General features: G+C 57.0%; 18 protein-coding genes and 1 other RNA gene. 13 read left to right on the top strand and 6 right to left on the bottom strand.

Translation table 11 applies throughout. The annotated features are described in order from the left end of the window. Positions 1–8: 8 nt before the first annotated feature. On the bottom strand, positions 9–368 hold the full coding sequence (locus SOP95_RS23210; RefSeq protein WP_047542315.1) for a hypothetical protein: 360 nt from the start codon (positions 366–368) through the stop codon (positions 9–11). 118 nt (positions 369–486) lie between these two features. On the opposite strand from SOP95_RS23210, the gene SOP95_RS23205 reads away from it, so the two are divergent. After that, positions 487–1,293, top strand: a complete 807-nt coding sequence (locus SOP95_RS23205; RefSeq protein ID WP_323608453.1) for an MmyB family transcriptional regulator — start codon at positions 487–489, stop codon at positions 1,291–1,293. 454 nt (positions 1,294–1,747) lie between these two features. Here SOP95_RS23205 and wzy read toward each other — a convergent pair whose 3' ends face one another. Further along, positions 1,748–3,337 (bottom strand): O-antigen polysaccharide polymerase Wzy, encoded by a 1,590-nt coding sequence (gene wzy, locus SOP95_RS23200; RefSeq protein ID WP_323608452.1) that lies wholly within the window; start codon positions 3,335–3,337, stop codon positions 1,748–1,750. Continuing rightward, complete coding sequence (locus SOP95_RS23195; RefSeq protein ID WP_323608451.1) at positions 3,327–4,577, bottom strand: hypothetical protein; 1,251 nt, start codon at positions 4,575–4,577, stop codon at positions 3,327–3,329. The genes wzy and SOP95_RS23195 overlap by 11 nt, the downstream gene beginning before the upstream one ends. Before the next feature lie 637 nt (positions 4,578–5,214). Between SOP95_RS23195 and SOP95_RS23190 the strand changes: the two genes are divergently transcribed. The 4 genes from SOP95_RS23190 (at position 5,215) to fabF (ending at position 9,964) form a co-directional block, all read left to right on the top strand. Beyond that, positions 5,215–7,209 (top strand): polysaccharide biosynthesis protein, encoded by a 1,995-nt coding sequence (locus SOP95_RS23190; RefSeq protein ID WP_323608450.1) that lies wholly within the window; start codon positions 5,215–5,217, stop codon positions 7,207–7,209. Positions 7,210–7,321: 112 nt separating this feature from the next. Then, positions 7,322–7,657 (top strand): ComEA family DNA-binding protein, encoded by a 336-nt coding sequence (locus SOP95_RS23185; RefSeq protein WP_323608449.1) that lies wholly within the window; start codon positions 7,322–7,324, stop codon positions 7,655–7,657. 206 nt (positions 7,658–7,863) lie between these two features. Then, positions 7,864–8,658, top strand: coding sequence for an SDR family NAD(P)-dependent oxidoreductase (locus tag SOP95_RS23180; protein WP_274074969.1), 795 nt, complete (start codon positions 7,864–7,866; stop codon positions 8,656–8,658). 31 nt (positions 8,659–8,689) lie between these two features. Then, positions 8,690–9,964, top strand: a complete 1,275-nt coding sequence (gene fabF, locus SOP95_RS23175) for a beta-ketoacyl-ACP synthase II (protein WP_323608448.1) — start codon at positions 8,690–8,692, stop codon at positions 9,962–9,964. Here the strand turns inward: fabF and SOP95_RS23170 are convergent. Beyond that, the gene (locus SOP95_RS23170) at positions 9,945–10,517 is read right to left on the bottom strand and encodes a TetR/AcrR family transcriptional regulator (protein WP_323608447.1); all 573 of its coding nucleotides are present in this window, start codon (positions 10,515–10,517) and stop codon (positions 9,945–9,947) included. The genes fabF and SOP95_RS23170 overlap by 20 nt on opposite strands. Positions 10,518–10,691: 174 nt before the next feature. Here SOP95_RS23170 and SOP95_RS23165 point away from each other — a divergent pair, with 174 nt between their 5' ends. The 3 genes from SOP95_RS23165 to ffs all read left to right on the top strand — a co-directional run bounded on the left by SOP95_RS23165 (position 10,692) and on the right by ffs (position 12,707). Beyond that, positions 10,692–11,345 carry a GntR family transcriptional regulator gene (locus SOP95_RS23165; protein ID WP_323608446.1) on the top strand — a complete coding sequence of 218 codons (654 nt, stop codon included), beginning with the start codon at positions 10,692–10,694 and terminating at the stop codon, positions 11,343–11,345. A gap of 15 nt (positions 11,346–11,360) precedes the next feature. After that, entirely contained in the window at positions 11,361–12,212 is an 852-nt protein-coding gene (locus SOP95_RS23160; RefSeq protein ID WP_274074973.1) for an urea carboxylase-associated family protein, read from the top strand. Between the two features lie 398 nt (positions 12,213–12,610). After that, positions 12,611–12,707, top strand: an RNA gene (gene ffs, locus SOP95_RS23155) — signal recognition particle sRNA small type. A gap of 180 nt (positions 12,708–12,887) precedes the next feature. Here ffs and SOP95_RS23150 read toward each other — a convergent pair. Further along, positions 12,888–13,202, bottom strand: coding sequence for a helix-turn-helix domain-containing protein (locus tag SOP95_RS23150; protein ID WP_046819450.1), 315 nt, complete (start codon positions 13,200–13,202; stop codon positions 12,888–12,890). Between the two features lie 272 nt (positions 13,203–13,474). Here SOP95_RS23150 and SOP95_RS23145 point away from each other — a divergent pair, with 272 nt between their 5' ends. Beyond that, entirely contained in the window at positions 13,475–15,205 is a 1,731-nt protein-coding gene (locus SOP95_RS23145) for a putative bifunctional diguanylate cyclase/phosphodiesterase (protein ID WP_323608444.1), read from the top strand. On the opposite strand, the gene SOP95_RS23140 is transcribed toward SOP95_RS23145, so the two are convergent. Continuing rightward, complete coding sequence (locus SOP95_RS23140) at positions 15,172–15,924, bottom strand: substrate-binding periplasmic protein (protein WP_274077963.1); 753 nt, start codon at positions 15,922–15,924, stop codon at positions 15,172–15,174. The genes SOP95_RS23145 and SOP95_RS23140 overlap by 34 nt on opposite strands. A 123-nt stretch (positions 15,925–16,047) precedes the next feature. Here SOP95_RS23140 and dnaX point away from each other — a divergent pair, with 123 nt between their 5' ends. The 4 genes from dnaX to recR all read left to right on the top strand — a co-directional run bounded on the left by dnaX (position 16,048) and on the right by recR (position 20,472). After that, a complete protein-coding gene (dnaX, locus tag SOP95_RS23135) occupies positions 16,048–18,105 on the top strand; it encodes a DNA polymerase III subunit gamma/tau (protein ID WP_323608443.1) in 2,058 nt (685 codons plus the stop codon). A 67-nt stretch (positions 18,106–18,172) separates the two neighbouring features. Beyond that, a complete protein-coding gene (locus SOP95_RS23130) occupies positions 18,173–18,511 on the top strand; it encodes a YbaB/EbfC family nucleoid-associated protein (protein WP_007933349.1) in 339 nt (112 codons plus the stop codon). Between the two features lie 258 nt (positions 18,512–18,769). Further along, the gene (locus SOP95_RS23125) at positions 18,770–19,807 is read left to right on the top strand and encodes an NADP-dependent oxidoreductase (RefSeq protein ID WP_323608442.1); all 1,038 of its coding nucleotides are present in this window, start codon (positions 18,770–18,772) and stop codon (positions 19,805–19,807) included. A gap of 62 nt (positions 19,808–19,869) precedes the next feature. Continuing rightward, on the top strand, positions 19,870–20,472 hold the full coding sequence (recR, locus tag SOP95_RS23120) for a recombination mediator RecR (RefSeq protein WP_274077966.1): 603 nt from the start codon (positions 19,870–19,872) through the stop codon (positions 20,470–20,472). The last annotated feature ends 129 nt before the right edge of the window (positions 20,473–20,601 follow it).

Below are 20,601 nucleotides of genomic sequence, written 5' to 3'. Positions count from 1 at the left end.
CATTCCTTTTAGTCGAGATTGCGCGAAATATTGATGCTGTAACCGGTGGTATCCGTAGGCAGCTTCTTCTTGGCGAATCCGTTGATAACGAGGTAAAGCAATGGGCCAATCGATACGAAGACTGCCGTTATCAGAAAGTAAGGCACAAGAGAGACCGCAGATCGGCCTTTGGAGCGAGCGTCCCGATACATCCAGATGCAAGCGAGGACGCCGAGCAGGTAAAGGTCAATAACTACTTGGGCAGTGTCCGGGCTGGATATTAACTCCAGGCCGAAGTCGATGAGCGATTGATCGGCAACGAACATGGTACCCGCCGTATACAAGGAAAAAATCACCAATGTGGCAAGTGAGAGGTAGGGTCTTTTCATTTGTCCTCCTTGAGCAAGAAGCGGTGATCAACGCTGACAAGGTAGTGATATTGTCACGACGAGATCAATGACCTCACAGGTCATGGACTCAGCCAATTCGCGCCGTCAGAGTCGAACAATGAGCACCCGACCTTTTCCTCGAACGACACCCTCCATCGCTGCAAGTGAGCAGTTGCGTCAACTGCGACGTCAGGCAAAATTGAGCCAACTCGACCTAGCCTTGATGTCAGGTATTTCTCAGCGCCACCTCAGCTGCATCGAGACAGGGCGCGCCAAGCCAAGCCCGGGAACTCTGCATAACCTACTCATGGCACTCAATGCGCCTCTAGAGCACTGCAACAGCGTCTTTCTCGCCAGTGGTTATGCACCGCGCTACGAAGCAACACCTCTTACCTCGCCAAGCATGGAGGCTGTTCGTGACGCTATAACTCACCTGCTTCATGCCAACAACCCCGCACCAGCGATTGTCTTGGGGAGTCAGTGGGAGATATTGGCAGCCAACGCCAGCACTGGAGTGCTGTTCGATCTGGTCGGCCTGAGTGCCGATGCGGCAGAAGGCCTAAATCTGTTGGTAACGCTGCTGGAGCCTGGAGGGTTGGGCGATCATCTGAACAACGTCGAGGAAATCAGATTGATTGCTTGGCAAAGGGCAGCTAGAGAGGCCTTGAGCAACCCGGGGCTCGCTACGCTTCTGAAAAGCCTCCCCACGCCTCAAGAGGCTTCCACGTTGACAAACGAACTGCCTCCGTTGGTACTGACGCGGCTCGACTCAAGGCACGGGGAACTGAAATTCATGTCAACTTTTACAACATTTGGCATGCCTCTCGACATTACGATGGAGGCGCTGCGTATTGAGCATCTGATTCCTGCCGACGCGAGAACCTGGGAAGTCATGGCCCGAGCCTATGGACAATTGAAATGCTGATGCCGTTATCTTCGGTTCAACACTTTCATAGGTGTGTTCGCCAGACGCTTACGATAGTCGCAATAGCTTGCTGAGTGTATCGACAACTGAGGGCTGTGTAGATGGTTTCGACAATTTGGCGAATACAATAGGCTGGCTGGAATCAATGTGCCGACTAAAGGTGGTGTTTTAACAGTCGTTGTTGAGATATGTAGAGCGTTGGCCTGCTATAACGTACTCGGTGTAATCAGTAGTCTGTATTCGGCATTAGATTTAGAGATCAAATATTTCAGGTGTTGCGGAAATCTCCAGCTAAATCACGAGGTGACTGTATTTCGCGATCTGTTTATACAGCTGCGATAGCGGAAGGAAGGCGTTGGTCACTTTGTGCGCTGTGAGCTTTTAAATGCAGCAAGCTGAGAACGCATGGCGTTCTCAGCTGAGTATGTGCTATGAGATGTATCATCTGGCCTGATTAGGTCTCAGTGGCCAAGCCCTTTTCTTTCTTTAGTCGTTGTAGTACGTACATAAATAGCTTCCACCCCAGAAAAATAAATGTATAAACAGCAAGGTAAGGAATTACGCTGTAAAGACCACTTCGCGGCAAAAGCATAAGCTTCATAAATGTGCAGACTAAAGCGCCGTATAAGTATGCGCTGCTCTCGATTCCTTTAATAAAATAGGCGAGCGCTAATCCGAGCATGATCGAGAAGAGGCCGAAGAGAAAGGTGTTTCCTTTGGAGAATGCCGACAGGTCAGAAAAAATGCTCCAGCCCATGCCGAACCCTTTATCATACTTTTCTTCCGAATAGCTTCTAGCCAAATAGTGCGGAAAGTAAAAGTCCGAGCTTATTTTTCCTGGCTGAAAGATGTGGGCAATCTGACTGTAGCCTGGAATAAATGTCTGAAGAAATGCACTGGTGGGATAGTTGTCGATTCTCATTGCTGCACCGGTGTAGACCAGTGTCGAGCCTTGCAGATAGGAAAACCAGGCAAGTTGTTGCAGTTTAATATTTTCCGTGTATCGCTCAAGCGCATTAGGCCCGCTTGATTCAATCTTTTCTTTCTGGTTGGTGGCGGAAGAGACTGATGATGCTGACGAGTTGGATGAGTTGGATGAGTTGGAGGGTGAAGAGATGGTCTCTTTTACAGGCGCCTCGCCGCCTGAAGCTCGGCATCCCACGGTAGTAGATAATTGAGCCAGGCCAAACATTGCGATTGGTACAAAAAGCAATGTAATAATGTTCAATCGTTTCAAGCGGGTGTGCGCAAGCCAGGTTGCCATGAGCACGAGAGCCAGGAAACCGCTTCTTAATCCTACGCCGAGATAGGCAATGTAGTACCCCGTTACCAGAGATATGGCGAGCAGCTGCAGCCATCGTTTGGATGTTGCGAAGGCAAGTCCCGCGCCGAGTAACAGGCCATACTGCCCGATTGAAGAGAGCCTCAAGAGGTTGTCGGTGCTCTGGTCCTGATAAATAGCCATGTATCCCCGATCAACGCACGCCGCGTAATGTTGGGTGATCGCATAAACGGAAATGATCGCAGAGACTGAAAGAAGGGCCAGGCACGGGATGAACAGGCCTTTCTGCGCACGGTCCCTTGGAAAGGCTATCTGTCCTTTCTTGTCGAGCACGTGAATGAGCAAGTAACCCGCGTGCATCATTAATAATGCGCCGCAGATGAAGCTCATGAGGTGGCTGGCTTCCGAATAACTAAGTTCGATGGGGATGTAGTTGTTGTCAGAAAATATCGCAGCGTCGAGAAAGGGAGAGGCTAAAAAACGCCCACCTATAAACAGTGCCAACGTTCCCTGAAGGAATATGTAGGGGTGTATGATTGTTTTTTCCAGCAGCGCAGTGCTGACAGCTGAGAAAAATAAGATCCCCAAAAACTCAATTGCTACAAACGTATTGAACCAGGGTTCGGAGCCGTCTAGTAGCGAGGTCTGGTTTAGTGCTACCAGTCCTGATACGAACGAAAAGACGCACAGTAGGGTTGAAAGCGGCACGAGTGATCCTGATTTGTTGTTTATTATTGACGGGTTGTTCAGCTCAACGTTCATCTTCCACCCTCAAGGTGCGAATTTTAATGCAGGTCAAAACTATGGATGTGAAATATCCGGTAGCCAACGCCACGGCCGGTGAAAAAATGCCAAAGCGTGGGAATAGAAAATAGGCTATGCCTAGAACGCCTAATAAAATGCAGATGTTCTTAACGGCAACCCATTTTATCTTACGGAAGTGCAGTAGAGGGAGGCTAAGGATCATGTCAATTGGGATTAAGGCAGTGGTCCAAGTGGTTATTTTCAGGATGTCAGCCGCAGCATCGAACTCTTTGCCAAATATAATCAGAATGATCTCTTTTGAGAAAAATGATATGAAGGCCGCGCCCATGGCACATATCGACAACACTGCAGTTGTCAGCATGACGGTGTTGCGAACAATCAATCTGGGGTTGGCTCGGTAGATCAATGTCGGAGCAAGTCCGCCGACCATTAAAATTCCCAGGTAATACCAGTTGTCATTTATCTGAGCAGCTGCTGAATACAGGCCCAGGCTGTCGGCAGGCACAAGGGTTGAGAGCAGCAGGCGATCTGCTCTCATGATGGCTAGCGACGCTACTGCTGCAAGCCAGCCCCAGCCAGAGAGGTGCGCCATACTGCGCAAGAACTCTGTTGGTACTTTCTGAAAGAGCCCTATTTTTTCCTTTTTGGCTTCGCGCAAAAGTAAGCCAACGAAAAAAATATTTTCTATGAGTAGAGGGATGACGTACCAGTAAAGCGGTTTGTCTGCCAAGTAGATGATTATCGTGCAGAAAAGACGTATGACCAGAGTTGATATGGAAATTAGCGCGTAAGGTCTTATGTTGCCCGTAGCCATGAACCACATCATAACCGCAATGACTGGTTCTCTGAATAGTATGGGTAGTATAAGAATAACCAGGAGGGTTGACGTGCCTGGCCAGAAAAGCGCAAGTAGAATACCTAAGCCAATGTTGAATAAGGCTGCCAGAAACCGCAATTTCAACGCTGCGGATATAACGCTCCTGCCTTCCCCTCCTTTCGCAATCACCAGAGGAATTGTGACGTCGTTACTGGCAAAGTTGGAAAGCGTCGCAAGCATGAATAGCAGCGAAAGAGCTACTTGCCACTGACCATAGGATTCAACACCCGCTCCGCGAGCCAGCAATGCACTTACAGTCAGAGTCGTGGCGACTTGACCTACTCGATCAATGGTTAGCCATGAAAATGCGCGGACGGCCTTAACTATCGACGGCTTGTTTATACGTGCAATCAGGCTCATTGAATTTTGGTCATCAGGAGTTTCTCATTTGAAGCTCAGGCAAATTTAGCGTGTATCGCTGCCTTAACGGGTAGGTATGCTGTAAGGAGAGGGTGAGTTTCCTGACGACTCAAGAGTTAACTTTTGGCTTGTTTCAGATTTTCGGTAAGAAACGTTGCCAATGCTGCTAAATTAGCAACCAGTTCCTCAAGTGCGAAGCGTACTCTCCCTCGTTCGAGTCCGTTGCTTGTTCAGCTCGCACAGGCTGTCCCAGCAGCCCACCGAGGGAAGAGAATAACACCGTGAACCGCGTTGTAAAGACTCAGGATTTCGAGTGTGTGCAGTCGACGTATGGCGATCTCAAAGGGCGCTCCGGGTGATGGGCTGTTCGGTGGCTGGAGTAGCAGATTTTTTTCAATATGGCCACTCGAAAGCGCAGCTCGGCCCGTGAAAGTAAGTAGCGACGGCAGGGCAGAGGTTCCTGTGTGTCTTTCGGTAGTATTGTCGTCTTTTCAAGGGGATAGTGAGCAGCGGTATCCATGTCGTTTCTGATAGGGGCGCAGGAAAATTAGTGGTATTTTCTAGGTGATCGCTCCTCGTAGGGACGTAGAATGGCAGGTATAACAATTTGAAGCCGCATGAGGTATCAGGAGAGGGTATGGATGGGTTGAGGGTTATGCTGCTGGGGTTGTCCCGCCGTCGCAAACGAATTATTCAGATTCTGACAGACATCGTCCTGGTTTGGGGGGCGTTATGGCTGGCATTTGTCGTAAGGCTTGGCATAGAGGAGTTGGTCAACCCTTTCAGTGACCACATCTGGCTTTTCGTTAGCGCGCCTATCGTTTCAATCCCGTTGTTCGCTCATTTCGGCGTGTATCGAGCAGTAATGCGATATTTCGGTACTGATGCACTCATAGCGATAATCAAGGCTGTCAGCCTTTCGGCGTTGATCCTTGGAGTAATCGTCTTTTGGTACAGCAACCACCAGAACGTCGTGCCTCGGTCGATCATCTTCAACTATTGGTGGCTGAGCCTGGTCATGATAGGTGGTCTGAGGTTGGCAATGCGCCAGTATTTTTTAGGCGATTGGTTTGCGACGGTTCAACATGTGCCTTTTGCCAATGTTGACAATGGCTTGCCGAAAGTGGCCATTTATGGGGCCGGAGCAGCGGGCAATCAACTTGTTGCCGCTCTGCGCATAGGCAGGCTAATGCGGCCGGTTGCTTTCATCGACGATGATGGAAGCATCGCCAGCCGTGTCATTTCCGGATTAAAAGTATTCAAACCAAAACATATCCAGCAGATGCTCGATACTACGGGGGCGCAGGAAATTCTACTGGCGATCCCGTCGGCAAACCGTGCCCGCCGCCGGGAGATTCTCGGTTTTCTTGAGCGTTTTCCGTTGCATGTCCGCAGCGTGCCTGGGTTCATGGACCTGGCAAGCGGGCGGGTGAAGGTCGATGATATCCAAGAGGTCGACATAGCAGATTTGCTAGGTCGTGACGCGGTACCAGCGTTGGAAGATCTTCTTGAACACTGCATTTCTGGCCAGTCAGTCCTGGTTACAGGTGCGGGTGGCTCAATCGGGTCCGAATTGTGTCGTCAGATACTGGAGTTAAAGCCTACGACCTTGCTCCTTTACGAGCATAGCGAGTTCAACCTCTACAGCATTCTGTCTGAGCTTGAGCAACGGGTCGCTCGTGAGTCACTGAACGTCAAGCTGCTTCCAATCCTGGGTTCGGTGCGTAATGAGGAAAAACTGCTTGATGTGATGAAAGCCTGGCAAGTTGATACTGTCTATCACGCGGCCGCCTACAAGCATGTCCCGATGGTTGAACACAATATCGCAGAAGGCGTACTGAATAATATCATCGGAACATTGAATACGGCTCAAGCAGCGCTGCAGGCGGGTGTTTCTAACTTTGTTCTGATCTCTACGGACAAAGCCGTACGGCCGACCAACGTAATGGGCAGCACTAAGCGTCTTGCAGAATTGACGCTCCAGGCCCTTAGCCTCGAAAAGGCCCCCGTTTTGTTTGGCGACAAGGCCGGCGTATCCCGCGTCAACAAAACCCGCTTCACGATGGTCAGGTTTGGTAATGTGCTTGGCTCATCGGGCTCCGTGATCCCGCTTTTTCACAAGCAGATCAAGGCTGGTGGACCCATTACGGTTACACACCCGAAAATCACTCGTTATTTCATGACCATCCCTGAGGCTGCACAACTTGTCATCCAGGCAGGGTCGATGGGGCAAGGGGGTGATGTTTTTGTGCTGGATATGGGCGAACCGGTGAAAATCGTCGAGCTGGCAGAAAAAATGATCCATCTATCAGGGTTGAGTGTTCGCTCGGAAAAAAACGTACATGGTGATATCTCAATTGAATTTACCGGTTTGCGTCCTGGCGAAAAGCTTTACGAAGAACTCCTGATTGGAGATAACGTTTCGGCGACATCACACCCGATGATCATGACAGCCAATGAAGATTTCCTGCCGTGGGACATGCTTAAGGTGAAGTTGACGGAGCTGCTGAGCGCCGTTGAGCGTGACGACTACACACGTGTTCGCCAGCTGCTGTGCGAAACTGTCAGCGGCTACACCCCCGATGGCGAGATTGTCGACTGGATCTACCAGCAACGTCGCCTCGAACCCTGATTGTCTCACATCCCGCAATAGACACATTTTTGACACCCTCCCTACATCGCCTAACTTGAGGAAGCAGCTGCGGAAAAGCTGCTTCCTCAATCGATGTCATGGAGCGTCATTTATGCGTACAGGCTATTTCTATTCCCTGGTTTTTGCCCTGCTCACCAGTCTATCTATCCCTGCTAACGCCGCGCCTGCGGCCAAGTCGGAGGCGTCCAAGGCTCCGGTGGCAATGGAGGCTTCGTCGGGTGCGCAATCCGCAAAGGTGGACCTCAACAAGGCCGATGCGCCGACCTTGCAGCGTGAGTTGTCCGGCGTGGGGGAGGCCAAGGCTTTGGCGATTGTTGCGTATCGTGAAAGTAATGGTCCGTTTGCATCCGTCGACGAGTTGCTCGAAGTCAAGGGTATCGGCAAGGCCCTTCTGGATAAAAATCGCGAGAAGCTTCAGGTGAACTAAGCTTGTCACTCAGCCTTGGAGGCCGGTCATTGACCGGCCTTTTTGCTTTCTGGCGATTGCTGCAAGGTTTTGCCTTTCGTCAGCGTTTAAAAAATTACGGCTATCATACTGCAAATAAATTATGCATATAATAAATAGGCTTTCCGCCCAGGCGCGCTGAGATTTGGCGCCTGTCCATTCCTCTGGCATCTCCCAGGAGCAACCTCATGTCTTCCCTTCAGTCCCAAGGCACCGCCCTCGTCACCGGCGCCTCTTCCGGTATCGGCGCTATCTACGCGCAGCGCCTGGCGGCGCGTGGTTTTGATTTGTTGTTGGTCGCCCGTGATCAAGAGCGGCTTGAAGCGGCGGCGAATGCGTTGCGTGATGCCCATGGTGTTCAGGTGGAGGTGTTAAAGGCGGATTTGACGCAGAAGGATGACGTGCTGAAGCTTGAGCAGCGTCTGCGCAGTGATTCGAGTATCAGCCTGTTGCTGAACAATGCGGGGGTGGCGGCGGATGGGTTGTTGGCTAATGCTGATCTGGACCAGCTGGAGCGCATGATTCAGTTGAATATCACGGCGGTCACGCGTTTGGCGTCGGCTGCGGCGGCGGGTTTTGCCAAGGCGGGGCGGGGCACGATCATCAACATTGCATCGGTGGTGGCGTTGTTTCCTGAGCGTTTCAATGCGACATACAGCGCGAGCAAGGCTTATGTGTTGAGTCTGACCCAGTCGTTGAACGCAGAGCTCGACGGCACCGGCGTCAAGGTCCAGGCTGTATTGCCAGGGGTGACGCGTACCGAGATCTGGGAGCGTTCGGGTATCGATGCTTCGCAGATTCCGGCGGAGATGGTCATGGAGGCGGGCGAGATGGTCGATGCAGCCCTGGCGGGTCTGGATCAGGGTGAGTTGGTCACCATTCCGTCCTTGCCGAATGCTGGCGACTGGGATGCATTTGTGGCGGCGCGTCTCGTCATGGCGCCTAACCTTTCCAAAAGCAAGGCTGCCGCGCGTTACAAATGACGCGGGCGAACCGGTATGAGGTGGTTGTGGTATGAGTGATCGTCGAGTGGTAGTGACAGGCATGGGGCTGGTGTCGCCGCTGGGTAGCGGCGTCGAAGCGGTCTGGGCGCGGTTGTTGGCCGGACGTTCGGGGTTGCGCACTTTGCCTGGCGAGGTGGTGGCCGATCTGCCGACCAGTGTCGGTGGGGCCGTGCCGACCCTGGCGGAGGATCCGGAGGCGGGTTTTGACCCGGATCGGGCAACACCGCCCAAGGAACAGAAGAAGATGGACCGGTTCATTCTGTTTGCCATGGAGGCGGCGCGCCAGGCCATCGAACAGGCGGGTTGGCAGGCGCAAACAGGCGAGGCCCAGGAACGCACGGCAACCATTATCGGTTCCGGTGTTGGTGGTTTCGGGGCGATTGCCGATGCGGTGCGCACCACGGACAGCCGTGGGCCGCGACGTTTGTCGCCGTTTACCATTCCTTCGTTCCTGGTGAATCTGGCGGCGGGTCATGTGTCGATCCAGCATGGGTTCAAGGGTCCGTTGGGGGCGCCGGTCACGGCTTGTGCGGCCGGAGTCCAGGCGATTGGCGATGCGGTGCGGCTGATTCGTTGTGGTGAAGCGGATGTGGCGGTGTGTGGCGGCGCGGAGGCGGCGATCGATCGGGTCAGCCTGGCCGGCTTTGCGGCGGCGCGTGCCTTGTCCAGCGCGTTCAACGACACCCCGGAGCGCGCCTCGCGACCGTTCGATCGGGATCGCGATGGCTTTGTCATGGGCGAGGGGTCTGGCCTTCTGGTAGTCGAATCCCTGGAACATGCCTTGGCCCGGGGTGCTCAACCCCTGGCAGAAGTGGTCGGTTATGGCACCAGTGCTGACGCCTATCACCTGACCGCGGGGCCTGAGGATGGCAGTGGCGCACGCCGGGCGATGTCACTGGCATTGGCACAGGCGGGAATTTTGCCGGAGCAGGTCCAGCATCTGAATGCACATGCCACCTCGACGCCGGTAGGCGACTTGGGAGAGTTGGCAGCCATCAAGTCATTGTTCGGTTCGAACAACGGCATTGCGGTGACATCGACTAAGTCGGCCACCGGGCATTTACTCGGTGCCGCCGGCGGCATCGAAGCCATTTTCACGCTGCTGGCGATCCGCGATCAGATCGTGCCGGCGACCCTCAATTTCGATAACCCGGACCCGGCCTCCGAGGGCGTGGATATTGTCCATGGCCAGGCTCGGCCGATGGCGATCGAGTACGCGTTGTCCAACGGTTTCGGCTTTGGCGGGGTCAACGCCAGCGTGCTGTTCAAACGCTGGGCTGGCTAGTGCCGGATCGATTGAGATAGCTACGAGTCACCTCGAGGATCTCGGCGGCCAGCTCGGGATTCTCGACGCTGCGCGAAAGCAGCAGCGCGCCGATCAACGTGGACATGATGACGATGCTGCGGTGCTCGGTGTTCTCGCCCTCCAGCGTACTTTCAATCTGGCGTAATCGTGCATGGAGTACCACGTCTGAAGTGGGGCTCGGCTGGCCGCGCATGCCGAGTTCCGAAGACATGGTCGGCAGCGGGCAGCCTTCGTGGGGCGAGGTCTGGTGCCATTCAGAGAGGTAGGCGTTGATGAACGCCTCCAAGGGCCGGTCCTGGGCGAACAGCTCGGCGCACCGGACGTCCACTTCATCCCCGGCAGCCTGTAGCGCTTTTTCCACCAGCTCGTCCTTGGATTTGAAGTGTGAATAAAAGCCACCGTGGGTCAAGCCCAGCGCTTTCATCAGGGGCTGCAGGCCGGTCGCGCCGATGCCGTCGCGGCGAAAGCGTACAGAAGCTTCCTTGATGATGCGTTTGTGGGTCTGGGCTTTATGGTCCTGCGAGTAACGCATCTGATATCTCCACATCAATGCGCCATATTAACCAATGAAAATTGGATGGTGACTGTACTTCTATTTCTAAAAAGCATGCAGATGCGTCGAACTTGATTGAAACGCCAATGGAATATGGCACGAATAGTGATTATTTCTTCCTCGTCGATTGTTGAACAATCCGAGGTAACGGGTATGAGCAGCGGACTGTCATTGGCCGATCACATCACGCTGGAGTTGCGCGCCGACATCATTGGTGGACGCTTGCTGCCCGGCATGGCCTTGGTGGAAAACGATCTGGTGGCAGCCTACAACGCTTCGCGCAATACCATTCGCGAGGCCCTGCATCGCTTGGGGCAGGAGGGGCTGACTCGCTATGTGCGCAACAAGGGTGTGATGGTGCGCCGGTTGGGGATCGAGGATGTGCGGGACCTGTTCAAGGTTCGTCGTACGCTCGAATTGCAGGCAATCGGTTCAAGCCGGCCCCTGTGCGAGTCTCAGTCCGATCGCATGCTCCAAGCCCTGGAGGCTACCGAGCTGGCCCGGGACCGCGAGGACTGGCGCGCCGTCGGCACCCATGGCCTGGCCTTTCACCAACATATCGTCGGGCTGTTGCGCAGTCCGTTATTCGATGAGTTTTTCACCAACGTGGTCGCGCAGTTGCGCCTGGTGTTCTGCACCGCCCCCGATGAATCACGTTTTCAGGCGCCCTGGCTGGCTCGCGATCGGCAGATCCATGAGCTGCTCGCCGAGGGTGACAAGCGCGGGGCCGCAGATGCCATGAGCCTGTATCTCGATGACTCCGAACACCTACTGTTGCAAATACTTGCCCCTGCTTCTCATCACTGATCGAGGATCTGTGCCATGTACAAAGACTATCCGGCGGCCTATCAAGTCAGCAAAGGCTCGGCCTTGCAGGTGGACAAGGCCTTCTACGAGCGGGTTCGCGACGCGAAGGACGGGCGCACCTTGATCGAGTCGTTCGAAGTGCCGATTCGCACCGGTCGTGCCTGGACGGTCCCGGCCGGGCATGTGTTTCGTGTCACCACGCCGGTCGGGCCGCAAGTGGGGGACTTCAATGTGTGGAACGCCAACGATCCGCGCGAACGCTTGTGGGCGGCGCGGACCCGGCAGTTGCAGGGCGCGCACGTCAGCACTCACGACAGGCTCTGGTCGAACCTGCCTTTTTTGCGGCCGCTGGTGACCATTACCGATGACAGCCTCGCCGCTTATGGTATCGATGAACATGGCGGCCGCCTGCACGACTTGCTGGGTACCCGCTGTGATCCCTATGTGAACAAAATGCTCACCGGCGAGGACTTCCATCATCACTGTCATTCCAACCTGACCCGCGCGGTACTGCCCCACGGCCTGACTGAATTCGACGTGCATGACGTGTTGAACATCTTCCAGTGCACGGGGCTGAACCACGATGACATGTACTTCATGAAGGCCTGCCCGGCGCAGAAGGGCGATTACCTGGAGTTTTTCGCCGAGATCGATTTGCTGTGTGCATTGTCGACCTGTCCGGGTGGCGATCTGTCGCTGGCCATGTGGGGGCCGGATGCGCAGGATCCGCTGAGTGTATGCCGGCCGCTGGGGGTGGAGGTCTATCGCCTGGATGATGCGTTGCTCGAGGGGTGGAGCCAGCCGGAGCGTGCGGCGTACAAGGGGTTGCATGGGTTGCAGATTGCGAAGGCGGATTGGGAGGTGTAGGTGCTGGCTTGCCAGCAAAAAACGCAAGAGCGCCGGGGTGAGCCAGTTAACACGCTTTATCGTTGAACGACCATCGCCGGCAGGTCGGCTCCCACAATAGATTGGGTACGGTCGTGAGTGATTGGGCGAACTTGAGGCTGCCTTCGCTGGCAGGTCGGCTCCCACAATAGATTGGGTACGGTCGTGAGTGATTGGGCGAACTTGAGGGCGCCTTCGCTGGCAAGCCAGCTCCTACAGGGGGGCATGCGTCGGATCTCGATCCCACTACGAGATTTTCAAGGGTATTGCATGTCCTTGAACCAGTTCATTTTTTTTAATCCGCTCGAACGGTTGTAACTTCGTCTCAGATAGGTACAATGGCGCGGCTCGCCGTCAGGTGAGCGTCGTTATGGTGACCCCATCGGTCCCCCCGCAACGATCAGCCGTGAACCCGGTCAGGCCTGGAAGGGAGCAGCCGCAGCGGTGACATTGTGTGCCGGGGTGTGGCTGGTGGGGTTACCACCTTAACGAACCGCGAGACCCTCTCTCGCGTTATCTGCCTCGAACCATTTTTCCTGTACTGCCATGGCATCTGCCCATAGCGGTTTTTTGTCGTCCGTGATTTTCCTGCGACATGGAAAAAGGAGGGCGACCTGTCGAGCGCGACACGTCGGTCTCCTTTGTTCTTTTCTGGCTCTAAGGCTTGGACAAGGCCTGGTCAACCGCTGCAATCAGCTTTCCCAGATCCTTTGGGGGGGCTTTATGTATGACATCGAACAGATACGCCCGCTGTTCGTCTTCATCGCCAAGGTCGGCGAAAAAGGCTTTCAGCTTCACCCCCAGCACATTGGCAAACATGAACAGTGCATCCACGCTGGGGGTATAGGTGCCGGTTTCGAAGCGGCTGATGGTTTTGGGGTCAAAACCGGTTTTTTCGCCTAGTTCAGCCTGAGTAAGCCCCGCGACCTTGCGGTACCGCCGGATGGCTGGACCCAAACTTGAAATGTGCATCGCTCAATTCCCATTTAGAATCAAGAACTTAACGATAGATTTTCGCATTAGACAACTGCATGATCCATCACCTTGCTTTTCAAAATGTGATGTATTTCGTAGAATTGCCGCGCGAATGCGACATTGAATGCGCTTGTTTCAGATTATGGAACGATGTGAAAAAGCCATTAGTGCGCGTTCACGCAAGGCGGCGAGAGCTCTTGCACAATATTACCAGCATCGGTGTTGCTGCCTTGAACGGGTTCCACCGCCAGCGACAGCGAGCCTGACTCATGGATGAGAAGTACCGCAGGGCGGTGGATGCCGCCGCGATTTTTTCCGAGACCGATCTGAGCGGCCGGATCACCCACGTCAATGATCAGTTTTGCGCAGTGTCCGGCTATAGCCGTGAAGAATTGCTTGGTCAAAACCATCGCATGCTCAATTCCGGTATGCACGCCACTGAATTTTTCGTCGAGATGTGGCGCACCATCGCCCTGGGTCAGATCTGGAAGGGCGAGATCTGCAATCGCGCCAAGGATGGCAGCCTGTATTGGGTCGACAGCACCATGGTGCCGGTGATCGATAGCGCCACCGGGCGGGTCGAGAGGTATCTGTCGATTCGGTTCGACATCAGTGAAAAACGGCAACTCCTGCATTCCCTGCAATGGCGGGTCGGCCATGACGTGCTCACCGGGCTGCCCAATCGTGCGTTTCTCTCGGATCTGCTCGATCAGGCGCTGGAGTTCTCCCGCCAGGAGAACATTGCGCTGGCGGTGTGCATGCTCGATCTCGACGGCTTCAAGGCGGTCAACGATGGCTACGGACATGCCACGGGCGATCTGCTGCTGGTGGAGGTGGCCAAGCGCCTGCGCAACATCGTGCGTGGCGAGGATGTGGTCGCGCGGCTGGCAGGTGACGAGTTCGTCCTGGTGTTGCGGTACGTACACGATCTGCCGCAACTGCGGGCGGCGCTGAACCGGGTGCTGGGAGCCATATCGGTACCGTCTTCGCTGCATGGCAAGGACATCCATGTGTTTGCCAGCATTGGCGTCACGCTCTTTCCTGACGATAACGAAGATGCCGGGACCCTGTTGCGGCATGCCGACCAGGCCATGTATGTGGCCAAACAGAGCGGTCGCAAGCGCTTTCATATATTCGACGTGACCCGCGACCGTGAGGTCAAGGCGACTCACGAGACGGTCGAGCGGGTACGGCAGGCGCTGGTGGACGGCGAACTGCGCCTGCATTTCCAGCCCAAGGTCAACATGCGCCGTGGCCGGGTCGTCGGCTTCGAGGCATTGCTGCGCTGGGAGCATCCGCAAAACGGCCTGGTGCGCGCATGGGAATTTCTACCCCAGGTGGAAGAGACAGACCTGATCATCGATATCGGTGAATGGGTCGTCGATCAGGTGTTGGCCCAGTTGGATCTATGGCGACAGGATGGGCATGACTGGCCGGTGAGCATCAATATTGCGGCGCGGCATTTTCAGCGGGCGGATTTCGTGGAACGGCTCCAAAACCTGTTGGCGCGGCACGATCGGGTCGCGCCGCAGCGCCTTGACCTGGAGATCGTCGAGTCGGTCGCAGTCGAGAACATCCAGCATGTCAGTGCGTGCCTGCAGGCCTGCCAGGCGCTGGGGGTGCAGTTTTCCCTGGGGGATTTCGGCACCGGCTACTCATCCCTGAGTTACCTCAAGCGCCTGCGCACCCAGACCATCAAGATCGACAAGTCCTTTGTGCGCGACATTGTTCACGACGGTGATAACCTGGCCTTGACCACGGCCGTGATCGGCCTGGCCCGGGCATTTGGTCGCCAGGTGGTCGCCGAGGGGGTGGAAAGTATCGAGCACGGTGAGCTGCTGTTGCATCTTGGCTGCGAAGTGGCCCAGGGGGATTTCATTGCGCAGCCGATGCCGGCCGTCGATGTGCCGGGCTGGGTCGCCGGTTTTGTCGCGCCAGCGCAATGGCGGGTGGCGCAGGCAACCGGTCACGGCCTGGCTTCAGCCTTGCCGCCAATGTAGAGCCGAATGATGTCATCGATCTCCCCAGACATCTTCATCCGCAGCAGGGTGCGCAGTATGCGCTGCACCGGCACCTTGGGATCATTGCGCACATAGCAGCCGACGTTTTGTTCCTGCAGCAGCGCCACCCTTTGCAGTTGCTGCTGGGGGAGCAATCGCTGGTTGAACCAGTCCAGGGTCCATTGGTTGCTGACCGCATAACGGTTGCGCCCGGCATGCAGCTTCTCCAGCACTTGTTCCTGGTTGCGTGCATCGTCGCGCTGCAGTCGGTTGGCGTCGAACAGCGGTTGCAGGGCCGGGTAGCTGTAGCCGAGTACCGTGCCGATCGATTGATGGGCCAGGTGAGTCGGATTCACTGACGTCGGAGCGCCGGACTGGCTGATCAGCAAGTCGGGTTGCGTCCAGAGCGGAATGCTCCAGATATAGTCGCCGGACTGGTTCGGCGTCCATGACTGCGCGGCGTAGCAGCGAATGTCCACCTCGCCATGCTCCATGGCGCTCTGCACCCGACCGCGGGGCAATACGTGAAACTGCGCCGGTACGCCGACCTGGGTGGCGAGGCTGAGCATCACGTCATACAGGATGCCCTGGGTCGGCCGCCCACGTTCCAGCTGCACCATCGGCATGGCCCAACTGTCAGGTATCACGAAGCGCAGCGGCGCGTCAGCGGCCGCCCCGTCCAGGCTGATCAACAGCAGTGCCCCCAAGCCCAGCCGCATAAACGCTCCGATAAATCCTTCCAAAGAGCAGCTTAGCCAGATTAGACGAGCGCACCGGATGCAATTTGTGCCTTGCTCCGCTAGCATTAGCCGCTTCTGCTTCCTTCGCTGCGACGGTTTTCGATGAGTTATCAGGTTCTTGCACGTAAATGGCGTCCGCGCTCGTTCCGCGAAATGGTCGGCCAGACCCATGTGCTCAAGGCTCTGATCAATGCCTTGGACAGCCAGCGGCTGCACCACGCGTACCTGTTCACCGGTACGCGCGGGGTCGGCAAGACCACCATTGCGCGGATCATCGCCAAATGCCTGAACTGTGAAACAGGTATCACTTCAACGCCTTGTGGCGAGTGTTCGGTGTGCCGCGAGATCGATGAAGGGCGCTTCGTCGACCTGATCGAGATCGACGCCGCCAGCCGCACCAAGGTCGAGGACACCCGCGAGCTGCTCGACAACGTGCAGTACGCCCCTAGCCGCGGGCGCTTCAAGGTCTACCTGATCGACGAAGTGCACATGCTTTCCAGCCATTCCTTCAATGCGCTGTTGAAAACCCTCGAAGAGCCGCCGCCCTACGTCAAGTTCATCCTGGCCACCACCGACCCGCAGAAACTTCCTGCAACGATTCTTTCCCGTTGCCTGCAGTTCTCCCTGAAGAACATGACCCCGGAGCGGGTCGTCGAGCATTTGAGCCATGTGCTGAGCGTCGAGAACGTACCGTTCGAAGACGACGCGCTGTGGTTGCTCGGTCGTGCCGCCGACGGTTCGATGCGCGATGCCATGAGCCTCACCGACCAGGCGATCGCCTTCGGTGAAGGCAAGGTCATGGCCGCTGACGTGCGGGCGATGCTTGGTACCCTCGATCATGGTCAGGTCTATGACGTGTTGCATGCGTTGATCGAAGGCGACGCCAAGGCCTTGCTCGAAGCGGTCCGCCACCTGGCTGAACAGGGCCCGGACTGGAACGGCGTGCTCTCGGAAATCCTCAATGTGCTGCACCGTGTCGCCATTGCCCAGGCCTTGCCTGAAGGCGTCGACAACGGTCACGGCGACCGCGACCGGGTGCTGGCCCTGGCCCAGGCCTTGCCGGCCGAAGACGTGCAGTTCTATTACCAGATGGGCTTGATCGGCCGCCGCGACCTGCCGCTGGCGCCAGACCCCCGTGGCGGCTTTGAAATGGTGCTGTTGCGCATGCTGGCGTTCCGCCCCGCCGATACTGCGGACGCGCCGAGGCAACCGCTAAAGACAGTGGGGATCAGCCAGGCCACGGTTGATTCCGCCAAATCAGTGGCTGCCACGCCGGTCGTTGCGCCTGTAACCGCTGTACCCGTTGCAGCCGTGGCTGCGGCACCTGCGCCGGTTGCTCCCGTTGTAGCGCCTGAGCCGGTGCCTGAGCCGGTGGTCGAGGCGGTCGTGGTCGAAGAAGTGGTCGACCTGCCGTGGAATGACCCGGTCGAGCCGGAAGTCGTTCAGCAGCCAGCCGTCGAGCCGGTGCTGGAAACCGCCAGCGAGCAGCCCGAGTTGCCGCCGATGCCACTGCCGACGCCGGACAGCGTGGTGCCGGACGCGCCGGAGTGGGCCGCCGCGCCCATTCCAGAGCCGTCGGTGGCCGAAGTCGATGCTGCCACGCCGGGCATGGACCTGGATGACGAGCCGCCGCTGGACGAAGATTACATCGAGCCAGACATGGACTCGGCCTACAGCTACCTCGACGAGTTGGCCAGCGAGCACGCCGCCGAGCCGGCCGCAGAACCCGAGCCGGAGCCTGCCGCAGCACCGGCCACCGGCCTGGCCCTGCAATGGCTGGAGCTGTTCCCGAACCTGCCGATCTCCGGCATGACCGGCAGCATCGCCGCCAACTGCACGCTGATCGCCGTCGATGGCGACAATTGGTTGCTGCACCTGGACCCGGCCCACAGCGCCTTGTTCAACGCCACGCAACAGCGGCGCCTCAACGAAGCGTTGAACCAGTATCACGGGCGCACCCTGACCCTAGCCATGGAGCTGATCAAGCCCGAGCAGGAAACCCCGGCCCAGGCGGCGTCCCGTCGGCGTGCCGACCGTCAGCGCGAGGCCGAGGAGTCAATCCATGGTGATCCGTTCATCCAGCAAATGATGCAGCAGTTCGGTGCGGTCATCCGTAACGATACTATTGAACCTGTCGAGGCCCTGGTCAGTCAGGGCTAATAACTGAAGGCGCTCGCCCGAACGGGCGGGGCGCCGTTTTAATCCAAGTACTTTTGAGGTGATTCCCATGATGAAAGGTGGCATGGCCGGCCTGATGAAGCAGGCACAGCAGATGCAGGAAAAAATGGCCAAGATGCAGGAAGAGCTGGCCAACGCCGAAGTCACCGGTAAAGCCGGTGGCGACATGGTCACCGTGGTGATGACCGGTCGTCACGACGTCAAGCGCGTGACCATCGACCCAAGCCTGGTCGAAGGCCTGAGCGAAGATGACAAGGAAATGCTGGAAGCGGTGTTCGCTGCGGCCGTCAACGACGCCGTGCGCAAGATCGAAGCCAACAGCCAGGACAAAATGGGCAGCATGACCGCTGGCATGCAACTGCCACCGGGCATGAAACTGCCATTCTGATTCGCCTTCAGGCCTCAGATGAGTTACAAAAAATGCCAGGCATAGCGCCTGGCATTTTTGTTTCTGGCAGGAAGAAGTGAGGTGTCTGCCCGGGCGCTATCGCCAGCAGGCTGGCTCCCACAGGATCGAAGTGATCCCTGTGGGAGCCAGCCTGCTGGCGATAAAGTCCCCTCGGTCCAACTGAATAAACATCGAACGCCATACCGCCACAAAGGTCTGCTCCCTATACCCCCGAATTCATCGAAAGGAGACGCTGCCATGTCCGACCCCATGACCCTCAACCAACGAATCGTCCTGGCTTCGCGCCCGGTCGGCGCGCCAACACCGGAAAACTTCCGCATGGAGCGCGTCGCGCTCCCCGATCTGGAAGAGGGTCAGGTGCTGCTCAAGACCCTTTACCTGTCGCTGGATCCCTACATGCGTGGGCGCATGAGTGATGCGCCGTCCTACGCCGCGCCGGTGGAAATCGGCGACGTGATGACCGGCGGTGCGGTCAGCCGGGTCGAGCGTTCGCGCCATCCCAAGTTTCATGAAGGGGATCTGGTGGTGGGCGCCACGGGGTGGCAGAGCCACAGCATCAACGACGGTCGCAGTATCATCCCGGTACCGTCGGGTCTGCCCAGCCCGTCCATGGCCCTGGGTGTACTCGGCATGCCGGGCATGACCGCCTACATGGGCTTGATGGACATCGGCCAGCCAAAGGAAGGCGAGACCCTGGTGGTCGCGGCGGCATCCGGCGCAGTCGGTTCGGTGGTTGGGCAAGTGGCGAAGATCAAGGGCCTGCGCGTGGTCGGCGTGGCCGGTGGGGCGGAAAAATGCCGCTATGTGGTTGAAGAACTGGGCTTCGATGCCTGCGTCGACCACAAGAGCCCGGACTTCGTCGACGAGCTGGCGCAGGCGTGCCCCAAGGGCATCGATATCTATTACGAGAACGTCGGTGGCAAGGTGTTCGACGCTGTGGTGCCGTTGCTCAACCCCAAGGCGCGGATTCCGCTCTGTGGCCTGATTGCGTCCTACAACGCCAGCGAAGCACCGAGCGGCCCGGATCGCCTGCCGCTGTTGCAGCGCACGTTGCTGACCAAGCGCGTACGGATCCAGGGTTTCATCGTGTTCGACGATTACGGTGATCGCCAGCCGGAATTCATCAGCGCGATGGCGTCGTGGGTGCGCGATGGCAAGGTGAAGTTCCGCGAAGACGTGGTCGATGGCCTGGAGAATGCGCCTGATGCGTTCATCGGCCTGCTCGAAGGCCGCAACTTCGGCAAGTTGGTGGTACGGGTGGCGCCAGCGCAATAATTGACGCTCAACGGAGGCGCGGGTATAAACCGCGTCTCGTTGTTTTCGTCGGACTTTTCCCCATGAGCTTCAGCCCTTTGATTCGCCAACTGATCGACGCCCTGCGAGTTTTGCCAGGTGTGGGTCAGAAAACCGCCCAGCGCATGGCGTTGCAGTTGCTCGAGCGTGATCGCAGTGGTGGCTCGCGCCTGGCACTGGCCCTGAGCCAGGCCATGGACGGGGTCGGTCACTGCCGTCTGTGCCGCACCCTGACCGAAGACGACCTCTGCCCGCAATGCGCCGATACCCGGCGCGACGACACCTTGCTCTGCGTGGTGGAAGGGCCGATGGACGTCTACGCCGTGGAGCAGACCGGTTTCCGTGGCCGCTACTTCGTGCTCAAGGGCCACCTGTCGCCGCTTGACGGTCTGGGCCCGGAGGCGATCGGCATTCCGCAGTTGATGGCGCGGATCGAGGAGGCGGGCACGTTCACTGAAGTCATCCTCGCCACCAACCCGACGGTGGAAGGTGAAGCCACCGCGCACTACATCGCCCAGTTGCTCAGCAGCAAAGGCCTGATCGCGTCGCGCATCGCCCATGGCGTGCCGTTGGGAGGCGAGCTGGAGTTGGTGGATGGCGGGACGCTGGCGCATTCGTTTGCGGGGCGTAAGCCGATTTCCCTCTAAGTTGTGTGGTGTTTTTACTGACGCCTTCGCGAGCAAGCCCGCTCCCACATGGCATTAGCGGTGCCTACAGAACCCCTGTAGGAGCCGGCTTGCTGGCGATGCAGGCGCCTCGGTCCCGCTGATTCACAC

Source organism: Pseudomonas sp. YuFO8, from assembly GCF_035065025.1.
GTDB lineage: Bacteria > Pseudomonadota > Gammaproteobacteria > Pseudomonadales > Pseudomonadaceae > Aquipseudomonas > Aquipseudomonas putida_AE.
Note: the sequence above shows the minus strand (reverse complement) of the source record. Positions and strands in the feature narration are given on the sequence as shown.